Consider the following 14,870-nt stretch of genomic DNA (forward strand, 5'->3'; position numbering starts at 1 on the left):
AAGCTGGGTATTTTTTTGCTTGCTAAAATCCGTCCCCAGCCATTAAATACAAATCTTTTACCCTACACCCTGCCAGAATGCCCATAAATAGGGTAAAATTGTCTGATAAATCAAACAGACATTCGCTACTCTTCAGGTAATTTATCAGGTCACTTCATTAGGAATCTTGCCATGTCAGCAGTTATACGTTTTTTTAGTGTTCTTCTCCTCAGTGGATGGGTTGTGTCAAGTGGTGCAGCTCCGATTCCCGCTCTGCCGCCCGAGCCGCCCACACTCAACGAATTGGGCTACCAAACCGACACCCACCACCGTCTCACCATTGTGTCGGGAGCCAGAGTGCGCAGCCAAGCCAACAACCAAAGCGGTGTCGTGGCAACCCTAACCTTGGGGACAACCATGAAACAAATTGGCCGCACAGCCCAACCCAGTGCGTTAGGCGACAGTAAACATTATTGGTATCAAGTGGAGTTAGACAATCAACGCCGTGGCTGGATTTTTGGTAGTCTGACTTTGCCTTATCATCCTTCACAACACCTTGAAATTTACCGTAAATTAGTGGAAGAACGCATGGGGCAATCCCTCAGTTTTGCCGATCAAATGGAATTAACGCGCCTGTTACAAAAACTGATTGCCGAAATTCACGAAGGCGATACCCCGCCCAAATCTCTATTAGCCGAGTTGCAATTGGCTTATTTAAAATCCATTCAAAAAACCCTAGATGTTTACAATCAATTATCCCCCACACAACGTCGTCAAAATCCCTATTCAGCGTGGTTACGCCATTTGGAACAAACCGCTAAAGAAGTCATTTTTTTTGACGAAATTAGCGCACGTCAATTGGTGAAAAATGAGGCGTTTTGGGAATTGTACGAAGCAAATCCACGCATGAATCAACTCAGTGACCACATCGCATGGACAGCCGCGAATCACCCTATCGGGGGAGAATGTGAAGGGGATTTAAACTGTTATTTTAGCTATCAATTAAACAGCGGTTTATTGCGTTATTTAAAACATTTTCCCAACAGCAGTTATCAACAACAAGCCCTTGACACTTTATTAATGGAAACAAATCCCAAAGATGCTTATTGGTCAGCCAGCGATGCCAGCGAATTAACGCAGCAATTGGCGCAAATGACTGCTATTTTAAGTCAAATTGACACCCCGGCATCGACTCGCTTACTGGCACAATTACGTCGTTTATCCAAAAGTTAAAGGAGTTGGTCGGAAATGGCACACGCAATTCGTATTCACAAAACGGGCGGCACTGAGGTCTTACAATGGGAAGAGATCGAAGTCGGACAACCCGCCGCTAGACAATTACGCTTAAAACAAACGGCGATTGGGTTGAATTTTATTGATATTTACTTTCGCACGGGCTTGTATCGGGCGGCGCAATTGCCTTTTATACCGGGTATGGAAGCTGCCGGTGTCGTGGCCGAAGTGGGCGCGGATGTGACGGAGTTTGCTGTTGGGGATCGCGTGGCTTACGCGCCGATCATGGGCGCGTATACGCAAGAACGGCTGATTGATGCCGATAAAGTGGTGAAATTACCCGATACGATCACTGACGAAGTCGCCGCCGCTATCATGCTTAAAGGCATGACCGCGTACTATTTATTACGGCAAACGTATTGCGTAAAACCGGGTGACACCATTTTAATTCATGCCGCCGCGGGCGGGGTAGGTTTACTGGTTTGTCAATGGGCGAAACACTTAGGCGCAACGGTGATCGGTACTGTGGGCAATGAAGCGAAAGCCGCATTGGCTAAAGCCAACGGTTGTGATTATCCTATTGTTTATACTAAAGAAGATTTTGTACAGCGCGTGAAAACCTTGACGGATGGCCGCGGTGTTGCTGTCGTTTACGATTCGGTAGGCAAAGACACTTTTATGGCTTCTTTGGATTGTTTACGTCCTTTGGGGATGATGGTGAGTTTCGGACAAGCCAGTGGTGCGGTTGATCCGTTGGAATTAAGCGTGTTGAGCCAAAAAGGTTCGCTTTTCCTCACGCGCCCCACTTTAATGGATTACACTGCGACCCATTCCCAACTGGTGACTTGTGCCAACGGTTTATTTGAAGCGTTGGCGCAAGGTGCGTTGAGCATTGCCATCCCTCAGCGTTTTGCATTGGCTGACGCAGCCCACGCCCACGCCGCGTTAGAAAGTCGCCAAACGACGGGCGCAACGTTGTTATTGCCGTAGTTTTTACTGTCTATTATCATCTCTCTTCATTTCCAGCCTTCTCCGATTGAGGAAGGCTGGGAACGGGTCTGATCATTTGGGTTTGATGGAATTGCTCAAAATCCATTATTTCTTTAGAATATTAGCAACTGCTACTTTTCTTCATCTCAAAATAGGTCGTCACTTGTGAACCATCAATCAACACCTTCATCCATTTGGATTCGTATTTTTCCATTTTTACTGTGGTTGCGGCAGAGCAATGCCCAAAGTATACGTGCGGATGTCATGGCGGGCGTGACTGGGGCGGTCATTGTTTTACCGCAGGGCGTTGCGTATGCCATGATTGCCGGAATGCCACCGGAATATGGGTTATATGCGGCAATTGTTCCTGCGATTATTGCGGCTTTATTTGGTTCTTCTTGGCATTTAATTTCAGGGCCGACGGCGGCTTTATCCATTGTGGTTTTTACCACCATCAGCCCAATGGCCACACCGGGCAGCAGTGAATTTGTTCAATTGGCTTTGACATTGACTTTATTAGCGGGTTTATTCCAATTGGTATTGGGTTTAGTCCGAATGGGAACATTGGTTAATTTTATTTCTCATTCTGTGGTAATTGGTTTCACTTCAGGCGCAGCGATCTTAATTGCCACTAGCCAATTAAAAAATGTGTTTGGTATTGATATTCCTTCAGGCGAATCTTTTGCGCATACATGGGTAGAACTTTTTCATGAAATTGATCAAACCAATTACTATAATTTGCTTGTTGCTGTAGTGACCATTATGGTGGCGTTAGCCATTAAGAAATGGCTAAATAAAATCCCGAATATGTTAATTGCGATGATTGTGGGCAGCGTGTTGGCTTTTTTTCTGGGGGCGGAAGAACATGGGATTGCATTAGTGGGATCAATTCCTGCGGAGTTACCTCCATTTTCTAGTCCTTCATTTTCATTTTCTATTCTTCGAGATTTAATGCCAGGGGCATTAGCGATTGGTTTATTGGGATTGGTAGAAGCGGTTTCTATTGCGCGTTCGGTGGCTATTTATTCCAATCAGCGTATAGATGGCAATCAAGAATTTATTGGGCAAGGTTTATCGAATATTGCGGGGGCTTTTTTCTCAGGTTATGCCAGTTCGGGATCATTTACGCGCACGGGAGTTAATTACAGTGCGGGGGCTAAATCGCCTTTAGCGGCTATTGTTGCGGCGGTGGCGTTGGCGTTGATTATTTTGATGTTAGCTCCTTTAACGGCTTATGTGCCCATTGCCAGTATGGCGGGCATTTTGTTAATTGTTTCTTACAATCTAATTGATGTGCATCATATTAAGAGTATTGCTTTGGCCAGTCGCTCTGAATTTGCGGTATTAATGGTGACATTTATAGCCACTTTATTCTTACATTTAGAATTTGCTATTTATGTGGGAGTGATGTTGTCATTGGTGATTTATTTAAATCGCACGTCTAAGCCTAATATTGTTACTTTGGCTCCAGACCCCAATAGCATTCGGCATCGTTTAACCAATGTTTTACGTAAACCATTAACCGAATGTCCGCAATTAAAAATCATTCGGATTGATGGATCGTTGTTTTTTGGGGCGGTAGATTATGTGCAGAAACATTTACAGGAAATTCCTGAAGCCCATGTTTTAATTGTGTGCAGTGGAATTAATTTTATTGACGTGGCAGGCGCGGAAATGTTGGCACATGAGGCGAAAAGACGACGGGCATTAGGCGGTGGATTATATTTTTCTAATATGAAAATCCGCGCCAGAAATATTTTTGAACGGGGCGGCTATTTAGCAGATATTAATCCTGAAATGATTTTTGATGTTAAAACCGATGCCATTAAAACAATCATTGCTCGTTTAGAAACCGCGCGTTGTCACTCGTGTTCAGCTCGTATTTTTGAAGAGTGTCAGCAATTTTAAGCCCATTTTAAAGTGCATTCCCAAGTTGTTAAGGCTGTAAAAGAACGCCCAAAATACCATTATTTCATTCGTAACCAGTTATCAACGACTGAAAAAATGAAGTTTTTTTACAACCTTGTGACTTGGCAATGAACCTCAATAAAAACCAACCCCAACACACAAAAAAATTCCCCACCAATCCCACGCCACCTTGTAAATTCAGTCAAACACTCCCATCATCACTGCGTCGTTTTAGCCGAATAGTTTGAGATGAGATTTTTTCCGACGTGTCCTTGACATATTATGTCTCCACCACCATGATTATCATGGTCGATACTTAGAAATGCAGAGGGACACCGTATCGCCGCTGGAGGCATGTTACACACTTAAAATGCGAACCACTGCCTTTAAAACCTCATTGGGAGCAAGCCTGTATGAATTTGGAAGAAAAATTGAACCAACTCGCTGTAGGACTTAATGGAGTCACTACAGAGACGGGTTTAACCTTTAGCACGGAAATCATCACCGGAGGCGATGTCGATGTCCTCATGGTGACTGTGAAAGATCGGGAAGAATTCCCTGTTTACATCACTGTCGATGAAAGCCAAATTCTCTCCATCACGCACCTGTGGACAGAAGATGAAGTGCTTCCTGAAAAACGCACCCATCTGCTGGAAACCTTGTTGGCCATGAATGTTCCTGTCCCCTTGTCTTCGTTTTCGATTGTGGGCAAGCAGTACATCATTTTTGGGGCCACATCCATCAAATGTAGCATCGACGAAATGATCGAGGAAATCGCGGTATTAAGCGATAATACATTAACGGCAATTGAAGAAATGACCGAATATTTGGTTGCCAATTAGGAGGTAAATGAAGATGGGATTTTTTAGTAAATTATTTTCAGCCTTTCGCGGCGCAGCCACCGAAGCAGGAGATGCCATTATTGACACTCAAGCATTACGCATTTTAGATCAAGAAATTCGTGATTCTAAAACGCATTTAGAAGGCGCAAAAGAAAATTTAGCCAAAGTGATGGCTGAACAAATGGGCGTAGAACGCGAAGTAAAGAAGTTACAACGCGCTGTACGAGAATATGAAGATTACGCCATGCAGGCTCTCAACAAAGGCGATGATCGTTTGGCCGGTGAAATTGCCGAGAAAATTGCCGATTTAGAGAACGAATTGGAAGCCCATCAAAGCGTATTGGACGGCTACAATAACAATATTAATAACCTGAAACAAACCATCCGCGATACCGAACGCAATATCAAATCGATGGAACGGGAAATTAGTGTGATTAAAACCACGGACAAAGTGCAGAAAGCCAATGCAGCGGTGGCCAGCAAATTTTCCGGAACGAATTCAGCATTGCGTTCAGCAACTGACTCACTGGAGCGGATCAAACAACGCCAACAACAACGGTCGGATCAAATGACCGCCGCGATGGCATTGCAAAAAGAGGAATTGGGCGGAGATTTACAAGATCGCTTACGTCAAGCGGGCATTGTGAAAAGCAACTCATCAAGCAATTCGGTGTTGGAACGTTTGAGAGCCAAACAAAATCCACCGCCGACTAATGTAAGCAGTTATTAATTTAACCAGACATCCCCAGCGGGCGTAGGTCATTAAGCGCAATAATAACGAGGTGGTGCATGAAAGAACTCCCTAAGTCGTGGCAAACATCCGACCGCAGTATTCGTGCGGTACAATTGGCATTTGAATTTAATCGCGCTATTGCTGATGTGATTCGAGAAGAAGCCAATCGACACGGGGTCAGTTCTTCAACACAAATTCGTGCCATCATTGGCTTGCCTTCTAAGAAACCAAAACGCCCGCGCTTAACGGTGACATTATCCGAAGAAGATTATCATATTCTCGCTGAACGTTATCAATTGCCCGTCGAAGATCGCAATGCCATTCGAGAAGCCATTGCTCAAGAATTAATTACCCATTGCGAATCAGTTTTGTATGAACAAAACGAAGAAATGGCTGTTTCTTCTTTAGATGAAAAATAACGCGATCATTATCCGTTATTTTTAATACTTCTAATTATTTATTTAAACACGCCCGAACGGGTGCAAATGATCGCCGATGAATGGGTGTCACGCCAAGTTGTTGTAAAGCCTGTACATGTTGGCGTGTGGGGTAGCCTTTATGTTGGGCGAAACCATAACCGGGATAAACCTGTTCCCACGCTTCCATTTCCTGATCACGAGCGACTTTGGCAATGATTGAAGCCGCACTGATTGCAGGTACGCTGCTGTCTCCTTTAACAATCGCTTGCACGGCCATATTAGGCAACTTGGGACAATGCAGCCCATCCACCCATACCCGCTGCGGCACACACGACAATTGCATCACCGCACGCTGCATGGCTAATAAACTGGCTTGCAAAATATTCAACTGATCAATTTCTTCGACTTCAGCCCGTCCCAAAGCCCATGCTAATGCAGATTCTCGAATTTGTTGTGATAATTCATTGCGACGTTTCTCAGTCAGTTTCTTAGAATCATTTAAGCCAACAATCGGCCGCTCAGGATGTAAAATAACCGCTGCTGCAATTACCGCTCCCGCTAATGGCCCACGCCCAACTTCATCAACGCCTGCCATTAAGCCTTCTGGAGAAGAAAATAAATCCATAAATATTCCCGATGATTAAGGACGTTGATAACGATAAAAATTAACCCCCGGCAAAATCGAATCTCCCGCCAACGTTCTTCCATTACCAATCGCCGTTTGCAGTGCCATTTCATCTCCCATTAAAACCAATTCATAAGTCACTTCCTCTGGAGTCATCGTATGAACATTTACCGCTCGCACTAACGCTAAACTGGCTAAATAATTTTTAACCGCAATATAATCTTGTAAATGCTGAATACCGGTCACCACAATTTTCACGGTTTGGGTGGGCGCATGGGGATCAACAGGCGCAATCGGAGCAGCATCCACCACTGGATTGGCACTGGGATTGGCATGTTGCTGCGCCAAATGCTGCAAAGTCATCCCCAAACCCGATGCAAATATATCGTTTAAACCCTTCTCCGATTTGCTTTGCCAACGATTTGATTGTACAGTATTTTTTCTTGTATATAGCTGCCAATCACCTGTCCACTGTTCACGTTTACGGGTGATTTTATGCGGAATGGGTGGGGGCGATGGCTCGGTTTTTTCGTGGGAAACCGGCGTAATGCTGTGCGATGGCGGTAAATTTGACATGGCAGGATCGGCCATGACAGGCGGTGAAGTTGGCGTGCGTACTTGCGCCGCTTGCGCTAAAGGGTTCACGGCGGCTTTTTCGGGAGAAACAGGCGCATCTGGCGTTGGCTTCGCAGCCACTTCAATCTGCTCCGTTTTTACCGTCGATTGCACTTGTCCTATGAGTATAACATCTATGCCGTAACGATCCATCACCGCTTGCAACACCGAAGCTTCAATATTTGCCAAAGATTCTGGGGTTAATAAACGCCGATCTTCCACATCCATTAAAGGAAAAATAATGGGCAAACCTAAAGCATCCGCTTGATTTTTTAACACCTCTGCTTCACTGGGACGATCTTCAGGGGTAATCACCCATTGAATCTCATCAGGGCTAGTCCAAATCCAACTTAATACCACAGGTTTTTCCGCAGTCCATACCGTTAAATTTAGCGTTTTAATTAATCCATCAATCGCTTCTGGATCAAAATCAACCACCAAAGGAAATTGCCCCATGGTATTAGGGTTTAAATAATGGTAGCCTTCCACATAACGTTCAGCTAAACCAATCTGTTGTTTTGCTTCTTTGGTTTTAATTTGATGTGCTGCCCCTGTTAATTTAATTAACACTTGATGCAAGGCTTGTTCAAAGGCTTGATTTAATTCCTTAGATTCTTGAGTGCGCACCATTACTTGCGCTTGATACGGTAATGTATTTGGATGAACTGCCCATGTTATTAAGGGAAAAGAAAGCAAAAGAATCAGTAATAATTTCACGGATTTTTCCTCAAAAATTCGTTTAAAACAATTAAGCAATAACAGCAGAAATAGAAACGGTAGAATCCACAATTTCTCCTATTCTCATGGGAAATTGTCCTGTTTTTTGATCTTGAAAATAATGGGTTAATGTGGTTTTTATCACGGTAAAAGCCAATTTTTCCCAAGGAATGCTGTTTTCATCAAATAAATCCACCGCCAAACTTTCCGTACCTGCGGCAAATGTGGGATTTTCTGGAGATAATTGCGCCAAAAACATCACATAAACTTGACTAATATAAGGAATGCTAAATAAAGCATATAAACGCAATGCAGTGACTTTGGCTTGGGCTTCTTCCCACGTTTCTCGCATAGCCGCTTGTTGCAAAGTTTCCTGATTTTCCATAAAACCTGCGGGAATTGTCCATAAACCATAACGCGGTTCAATGGCGCGTTGGCACAATAACACTTTACCCTGATGCTGCACTAAACAACCCGTAATGACTTTAGGATTTTGGTAATAAATCATGCCGCAATTCGCACAAATGTGGCGCGGACGATTATCCCCTTCAGGAATTTGAATCAACAATTGATCAGAGCCGCATTCACTGCAATATTTCATGTGAATATATCTACCTTAATCAGTGGCTAATAAAACCATATTTTATTCGATAATGGCATTTCTAATTTTACTTTTAAAGCGGAATTAGAAATGGGCAAAGCATCAAGTTGCCATTCCGAGATCACAAAGCGAGCAGAAAACTGCTCATTTTCTAACCAAATTCGCCCTGGTAACTGGACATTCTGCACGGCTTGATAACGGTCAAAATGCACTTTCCAATCCGCTTGCACTAAGCTGTACAAATAGCCATTTTCGCTGGGTAAATAATCCTGAATTGCCACATGCGGCACAGGAATTCCGCGCACCCAATAATATAAATAACTCACGGGCAAAGCTAATTTTAACACTTCACGCATTAATTCATCAGGATTATCGGCATAATAAGTTTTTTGTTCGGCTGTGCGTAAAATAACGCCTTGTGCCGTACCATCTAAACGCAATGCCCCTTGTCCCATAGGTGCGGTAAAGCGCAATTCATAATTGGGCGTGTGCTGCTTCCAATAAACATTCGCTGTCCAATTATCCTCATTGGTTTTTACCGCTAAACGGCCATTTAATTGAAACCGTTCAATTTGACTTAAACGCGGCTGCTGTACTTGCCATAATGCGTCGCCTATGGCGGAGCGTTTTGGCGGCGCAGGCGCGCAAGCCGTAATTAAGATAAATGAGAGCGCAAATAAAAATAATTTCATGGCGTTAAAAACCGTTCCATTACTCGTAATAATTTCTTATCATTGGGGAATTGTTCCAATGCTTTTTCCAGAATTTCTCTGGCTTCTTGTTCTGCCCCTGTTGCCCATAATACTTCGCCTAAATGCGCCGCAATCTCTGCATCATATTCAATCGCTAATGCGCGACGTAAATAATCAATGGCTTGATCATTTTGTCCCAAACGATACAACACCCAACCCATACTGTCGATAATATAATGGCTGTCAGGGCGCATAGACAAGGCTTTTTCAATTAATTCATAGGCTTCACGATAACGATCTGTGCGATCTGCTAGGGTATAGCCGAGTGCATTAATGGCTTCCACATGATCCGGATCAATGCTTAAAATATGACGTAAATCCTGCTCTAATATATCTAAACGATCGATGCTTTCAGCAGTCATAGCGCGGGCATAATATAAATCTAAATCGTCAGGATATTGCAATAATCCCCGTTCAAAAACAGCCAAAGCCGCTTCTTTTAAATCACGCTCAATCAGTAGATTGGCTTCAAACTGCAATAAACTGCGCATTTCTTCTCTATCTTCAGTTTGAATTTGCTGCAAATGGTTTAATGCCGCCTCGAATTGATTCTGCTCAATGAGTAACTGCACAATTTGAATTTGCGCACTGAGAAAAAATGATTTATCAGAAACTTTTTTATACCAATCAATTGCCAATTCGGGTTTATTCTCTTTTTCTGCAATCTGCCCTAGATAATAATAGGCTAATTCTTGTTGCTGAGTATTTTCTAATAAATCCATTAAATACTCACGCGCCACATCAAATCGCTCCAATTCAATGGCAATTAAAGCCGAAGCGTAAATAATATCTGGAGTGTCGGGATTATTTTCTAAAACAATAGAGAATTGTTCAAATGCCGCTTCAAATTCACCTTCTCCCGTTAATAAGCGACCGTATAAAAATCGCCAATTATCGCTGGGATCGGCATGGTTGCGCATTTTTTCTTCTAAGAAACCTAAAGCCACTTTACTGTTTTCTTGCTGATTTAATAAATTAGCATAAAGAAAAACAGCCGATTCATTCATAGGGTCTAATGCCAATAAACGATTTAAAACAAGTTTCGCTTCAGCAAATTGTTCTGCACGATAAAGCAAGCGAGAATAAGCCAATAAAATATCAATATCATCGCCTCGTTTATCCACCAATTGTTTCATTAATTTTAAGGCGATTTCTTCATTGCCTTGTTGCGCAGACAATAAGCTAATTAAATCTAATTGCTGTTGGTTATCTTCGGTTAAATTTTCCAACATCGCTTCTAAATGCACTAAGGCTTCTTCAGTACGATTTTCTTGCAACAATAAACTGCCTAAAACTTGGCGTGCTTCTGGATTATCAGGCACTAATTTAACCCACAAATGCGCCGCAGATAAAGCCAAAACAGGTAATTTAGCGTATAAAGCAATTCTGGCAGCGCGTTCAGCTAATTCAGCATGATTGGTTTTCTCCGCCACTTCTAAGAAATGCGTTGCAGACAATTCATATTGTTCTCGGTGAGCGGCAATTTCAGCCACTAATATCTTATAAAAATATTCTTGTTCTGAAGAAATAAAATAGTTATTTGCTTTGGCAATAAGCATTGGCTCTGTTGCTTCTTCATTATCAGTAATGGCATGGGCATGACCTTGCGGATTGGTCAAGCCCGCACAACCCGTAATAAAGTTGGTTAAAATCACCAAAATAAGATGGTAAATAAAACGATTTTTCACTGGATTAATACTCCAAATAAAGTAATAAGCTAAACGTGTGTCGCTATATCAATTGCACGGTGCGCTATGGTGACTAAATCTTGTAATTGTGCTGCGGTAATGACATAGGGCGGCATAAAATATATCACATTTCCCAACGGCCGCAGCAATGCACCTTGATCTAAGGCAGCACGATAAAACTGCAAGCCACGCCGCTCCTGCGCGGGATACGGGACGCGACGCGCCTTATCCGCGACCAATTCCACCGCCGCGATCATGCCCAATTGTCGCACATCGCCAACATGGGGATGATCACGCAAAGGCGTAAGGGCTTCTTGTAAGGTTTTGGCTAAATTTTTATTATTTTCAATAACTTGGTCTTGTTCAAAAATAGCCAACGTTGCCAATGCCGCTTGGCAGGCTAAAGGATTTCCCGTATAACTGTGAGAATGGAGAAAACCCAAGCGTTCATCATTTTGATAAAAAGCCTGATAAATATTTTCTCGCGTTAAAATTACAGATAAGGGTAAATAGCCACCCGTTAATCCTTTGGATAAACATAAAAAATCAGGGCTAATCTCTGCTTGTTCACAGGCGAATAATGTCCCTGTTCTCCCAAATCCTACGGCAATTTCATCTGCAATTAAATGCACACCATAATGATCGCAAGCTTGACGTAATAAACACAAATAAATGGGATCATAAATGCGCATTCCTCCCGCACATTGTATCAAAGGCTCGACAATGACCGCAGAAATTTCCTCTGCTTTTTCGGCTAATAAACGTGCCATGATTTCAAATTGTCGTTGGGCATAATCGGCATAAGATTCTCCTGACTCAGCATCACAACCCGCCGGAGAAGGGACAATAAATGACTCCATTAACAAAGGCTTATACGTTTTTTTATACAAGGCCACATCACCCACAGCCAACGCGCCCAAAGTTTCGCCATGATAACTGTGTTGTAACGTGATAAAGCGAGTTTTCTTTAATTGTCCTTGATTTTGCCAATAATGAAAACTCATTTTTAAAGCCACTTCAATCGCTGAAGAACCATTGTCAGCATAAAAGCAACGGGTTAAATCTTTTGGTGTAATAGCAATTAATTTTTCTGATAATTCAATCACAGGTTCATGGCTAAATCCTGCTAAAATAACATGCTCTAATTGTTGTAATTGAGCAATAATTGCCGCGTTAATTCTAGGGTTAGCATGACCGAATAAATTAACCCACCATGAGCTAATGCCGTCAATATAACGACGACCTTCAAAATCTTCTAACCAGATGCCTTCTCCACGTTTAATGGGAATTAAAGGCAATTGGTTTTCATGGTCTTTCATTTGGGTGCAAGGATGCCAAACGCTGGCGAGGTCTCTTTGAATAAAATGCTGGTTTTTCATTATTGGGGACAAAATAGGCAGGAAAATATCAAGTTAATGCGGCGTGTCAAGCCAATGCGTCTATTGTAACCTGAGTGGGGCAAAAAATGCGCGGCATAAAGTGGATTTTAACGATTTTATTTGTCGGACAATAAGGGAACAGAGGAGGCTAATTCTTGATATAAACATCGTTTAATTTGTAGCAATTGTTGTTGTAATTTTTTTCCGTTTTGCGTCGGCAGCGTGCGTAAAATCTCTAATCCGCGAAATCGCGCCCCCCAAATTCGGTACATTAAACGAATTTGCAAAGCCGAATGCGGCAATCCCAATTGCTGCGCATAAGCGAGAAAATCCGCGTAATTAGCTAAGGGAATAATCACTGTTTTTACCCAAGTTATTTCGCTTATTTTATGATCAGTAATTAAAAGATAACGCGGTGGTGAATTCCATTGCCATTGTTGCTGAATTTTTTCCCATTGTGCAGAGTTTGGATTGTCGATAAAATAAATGATATGGGTGGAGTTATTTTCTATTTCTGCAATTTCTCTTTTAATTATTATCTGCTGTTGTTTTAACAAACGAATCAATTCCTCAGCTAATGCAGTTTTACCACAACCTTTAACGCCTTGCAATAACACGCTATTAAAATTTTTTTCTATCAATATTGAAAAAATAGATTGGACTAACTCCCGTCTCCCAATGAAAATGGAAGATGGCGGCGGAAAAATAGCTATTGGATTCTCAGCATGAATTGCAGAACAATTAGGCAGTAAAATATCGTCAGGACATTGGCTATAATAAACAGGTAAAAACGATTGATAAGCACTGGGGTCAAGGCGATGAGAGGATTGCCAGATTTCATTTTTTTCTAATAATTGTCGCATAGATTTGCGGCCGCATTCTACTGAATCTAATATGGTTTTAGCCTGAATTAAACCGTGTAAAAAACCGTGTAAAAACTTTAAAGCGGCTCGATCTAAAAGCTGTCCTTGCATGGCAATTAAATGGGTGATTCCACTTCGTAATAATGGATATAATAAGCTGTGATTGGGATTTTTTGGAATCATGCCTGATAAACAGGTATTTAATAATAATAAATAAGGTGGATTTTTTTGTAATAATTCAGCAACTTGTTGTCCTGTTAATGAACATTGCGCATTAATCAGTAGTTTAATTTTATCTTGTTCATATTCTCGCGTTATCGCTGCATGACCACTGATGATAATAATTGTCCATTTTTTTTGTGATAATAATGTGTTGAATTGGGCTAAAGAATCAACCATCACCGCAGTTAAAATTATTGCTTCAGAATAGGGTAATAATTGTTGTTGAACTGCCCATTGTTCTTGTTCTAAAGCCAAGCGATGGTGTTGTAATAACACGGGAAATTGTAGGAATAAAATAGATAAAGGTTCTGTGATAACTTGTTTTAAAACAGGTAAATGCGCATGACTGCGATAAATGCGACGAGGTTGCGCTGATAACAATTCCCATGCCACACTTTGCCATGTAGGATGGGAACTGTGCAGATGAAATGGGACGTGAATGGCGCGAGAGAAAATGTGCAAACTTTGCGGTAAAGTGTGCCATAATGCGTTGCGATAAGCCCTTACCCATAAACTTTGATCTGCCGCTTGAATCGCATTAGAATAAAACGGATAAGGTAGAGTGAAATAAATATTCGGTAATGAGAAATCACTGGGAGAAAAGCTAAACGTCGCAAGTGACATAATAAATCGCTTTTATTTTGATGATTTAGCGTTTGATCACTTTTAAAACATAATTCGGCCACTGCCGTTTTAAGCGCGCTAAACTGGTGCGGGCTTGATCGGCTGTTTCATAGCCGTGTCCTTGTCCTTGTTTTTGCCAGCTTTTTGCCGCTTCTGACCATTCAGACACTGTCCCCTCTGCCACCCAGCAAATGACGAAACGAGGCGCAGTGGCGGTGGTTGTTGTGGTTTTTTTTGCAGGTGTAGCCGCTTTATTTTCGGATGTAGCGGTAGATTTAGCGGGATTTTTTTGCGGTAAACTGCCCAATTCTAAGCGCAGTTTCTCAATTTCATCAAAATAACGATCATCTTCACTGTTTCCACTTTCTTTGGACACATTAACGGACGTGACTTTGATACCTTTTAACTCCCGCTCTAGCCGATTAATTTCTTTCAAATCACGCATTTGATTAAAATCAACAGGCTGGATATTAGATGGTTCATGATCACCGCTTTGAATCTCCTGTAAGCGATTTTCTAAACGCATCACTTCTTGTTCTAAATCGCTCAGTTGCGTTAATTCAGAACGTTGTCGATGTTGTTCTGCTTCAACTCGATTTAGACGCTGTTTTAATTCTTCAAAAAAATTAGCTGTTTTCGCGCTCATTTTTCCTACCTATTCACCTTGTGATTGACCCCAA

At 42.1% G+C, this 14,870-nt stretch carries 14 protein-coding genes; 6 read left to right on the forward strand and 8 right to left on the reverse strand.

The genetic code is table 11. The annotated features are described in order from the left end of the window. Positions 1-171 precede the first annotated feature (171 nt). The 6 genes from TPSD3_RS02740 (at position 172) to TPSD3_RS02765 (ending at position 6,104) form a co-directional block, all read left to right on the forward strand. On the forward strand, positions 172-1,212 hold the full coding sequence (locus TPSD3_RS02740) for an SH3 domain-containing protein (RefSeq protein WP_086487054.1): 1,041 nt from the start codon (positions 172-174) through the stop codon (positions 1,210-1,212). A 15-nt stretch (positions 1,213-1,227) separates the two neighbouring features. Continuing rightward, on the forward strand, positions 1,228-2,202 hold the full coding sequence (locus tag TPSD3_RS02745; RefSeq protein ID WP_086487055.1) for a quinone oxidoreductase family protein: 975 nt from the start codon (positions 1,228-1,230) through the stop codon (positions 2,200-2,202). A 165-nt stretch (positions 2,203-2,367) separates the two neighbouring features. Further along, positions 2,368-4,110 (forward strand): SulP family inorganic anion transporter, encoded by a 1,743-nt coding sequence (locus tag TPSD3_RS02750; protein ID WP_086487056.1) that lies wholly within the window; start codon positions 2,368-2,370, stop codon positions 4,108-4,110. Between the two features lie 413 nt (positions 4,111-4,523). Next, positions 4,524-4,952 carry a YjfI family protein gene (locus TPSD3_RS02755; protein WP_086487057.1) on the forward strand — a complete coding sequence of 143 codons (429 nt, stop codon included), beginning with the start codon at positions 4,524-4,526 and terminating at the stop codon, positions 4,950-4,952. Between the two features lie 13 nt (positions 4,953-4,965). Next, positions 4,966-5,682 carry a PspA/IM30 family protein gene (locus tag TPSD3_RS02760; protein WP_086487058.1) on the forward strand — a complete coding sequence of 239 codons (717 nt, stop codon included), beginning with the start codon at positions 4,966-4,968 and terminating at the stop codon, positions 5,680-5,682. A 59-nt stretch (positions 5,683-5,741) separates the two neighbouring features. Beyond that, positions 5,742-6,104: a hypothetical protein gene (locus TPSD3_RS02765; RefSeq protein ID WP_086487059.1), complete on the forward strand. Its 363-nt coding sequence runs from the start codon at positions 5,742-5,744 to the stop codon at positions 6,102-6,104. A gap of 34 nt (positions 6,105-6,138) precedes the next feature. On the opposite strand, the gene rnhB is transcribed toward TPSD3_RS02765, so the two are convergent. The 8 genes from rnhB to TPSD3_RS02805 all read right to left on the reverse strand — a co-directional run bounded on the left by rnhB (position 6,139) and on the right by TPSD3_RS02805 (position 14,836). Then, positions 6,139-6,729: a ribonuclease HII gene (gene rnhB / locus TPSD3_RS02770; protein WP_086487060.1), complete on the reverse strand. Its 591-nt coding sequence runs from the start codon at positions 6,727-6,729 to the stop codon at positions 6,139-6,141. Between the two features lie 15 nt (positions 6,730-6,744). Then, on the reverse strand, positions 6,745-8,061 hold the full coding sequence (locus TPSD3_RS02775) for a DUF2066 domain-containing protein (protein WP_086487061.1): 1,317 nt from the start codon (positions 8,059-8,061) through the stop codon (positions 6,745-6,747). A 31-nt stretch (positions 8,062-8,092) separates the two neighbouring features. Beyond that, positions 8,093-8,662: an NUDIX hydrolase gene (locus TPSD3_RS02780; RefSeq protein WP_086487062.1), complete on the reverse strand. Its 570-nt coding sequence runs from the start codon at positions 8,660-8,662 to the stop codon at positions 8,093-8,095. A 26-nt stretch (positions 8,663-8,688) separates the two neighbouring features. Continuing rightward, entirely contained in the window at positions 8,689-9,354 is a 666-nt protein-coding gene (gene lolB / locus TPSD3_RS02785) for a lipoprotein insertase outer membrane protein LolB (protein WP_086487063.1), read from the reverse strand. Further along, positions 9,351-11,102, reverse strand: coding sequence for a tetratricopeptide repeat protein (locus TPSD3_RS02790; protein ID WP_086487064.1), 1,752 nt, complete (start codon positions 11,100-11,102; stop codon positions 9,351-9,353). Before TPSD3_RS02790 ends, lolB begins: the two co-directional genes overlap by 4 nt. A 29-nt stretch (positions 11,103-11,131) precedes the next feature. After that, positions 11,132-12,481 carry an adenosylmethionine--8-amino-7-oxononanoate transaminase gene (locus TPSD3_RS02795; protein ID WP_086487065.1) on the reverse strand — a complete coding sequence of 450 codons (1,350 nt, stop codon included), beginning with the start codon at positions 12,479-12,481 and terminating at the stop codon, positions 11,132-11,134. Between the two features lie 116 nt (positions 12,482-12,597). Then, a complete protein-coding gene (locus TPSD3_RS02800; RefSeq protein ID WP_086487066.1) occupies positions 12,598-14,190 on the reverse strand; it encodes a CHAT domain-containing protein in 1,593 nt (530 codons plus the stop codon). 25 nt (positions 14,191-14,215) lie between these two features. Next, positions 14,216-14,836 carry a hypothetical protein gene (locus TPSD3_RS02805; protein WP_086487067.1) on the reverse strand — a complete coding sequence of 207 codons (621 nt, stop codon included), beginning with the start codon at positions 14,834-14,836 and terminating at the stop codon, positions 14,216-14,218. Positions 14,837-14,870: the final 34 nt, after the last annotated feature.

The sequence above is a fragment of the Thioflexithrix psekupsensis genome, assembly GCF_002149925.1.
Taxonomy (GTDB): Bacteria; Pseudomonadota; Gammaproteobacteria; order Beggiatoales; family Beggiatoaceae; genus Thioflexithrix; species Thioflexithrix psekupsensis.

Excerpts from the sequence above, each read along its gene's own strand:
- TPSD3_RS02765 (WP_086487059.1), top strand. The coding sequence starts at position 5,742 with ATGAAAGAACTCCCTAAGTCGTGGCAAACATCCGACCGCAGTATTCGT.
- TPSD3_RS02740 (WP_086487054.1), top strand. The coding sequence starts at position 172 with ATGTCAGCAGTTATACGTTTTTTTAGTGTTCTTCTCCTCAGTGGATGG.
- lolB (WP_086487063.1), bottom strand. The coding sequence starts at position 9,354 with ATGAAATTATTTTTATTTGCGCTCTCATTTATCTTAATTACGGCTTGC.
- TPSD3_RS02755 (WP_086487057.1), top strand. The coding sequence starts at position 4,524 with ATGAATTTGGAAGAAAAATTGAACCAACTCGCTGTAGGACTTAATGGA.
- TPSD3_RS02795 (WP_086487065.1), bottom strand. The coding sequence starts at position 12,481 with ATGAAAAACCAGCATTTTATTCAAAGAGACCTCGCCAGCGTTTGGCAT.
- rnhB (WP_086487060.1), bottom strand. The coding sequence starts at position 6,729 with ATGGATTTATTTTCTTCTCCAGAAGGCTTAATGGCAGGCGTTGATGAA.
- TPSD3_RS02805 (WP_086487067.1), bottom strand. The coding sequence starts at position 14,836 with ATGAGCGCGAAAACAGCTAATTTTTTTGAAGAATTAAAACAGCGTCTA.
- TPSD3_RS02800 (WP_086487066.1), bottom strand. The coding sequence starts at position 14,190 with ATGTCACTTGCGACGTTTAGCTTTTCTCCCAGTGATTTCTCATTACCG.
- TPSD3_RS02760 (WP_086487058.1), top strand. The coding sequence starts at position 4,966 with ATGGGATTTTTTAGTAAATTATTTTCAGCCTTTCGCGGCGCAGCCACC.
- TPSD3_RS02780 (WP_086487062.1), bottom strand. The coding sequence starts at position 8,662 with ATGAAATATTGCAGTGAATGCGGCTCTGATCAATTGTTGATTCAAATT.
- TPSD3_RS02745 (WP_086487055.1), top strand. The coding sequence starts at position 1,228 with ATGGCACACGCAATTCGTATTCACAAAACGGGCGGCACTGAGGTCTTA.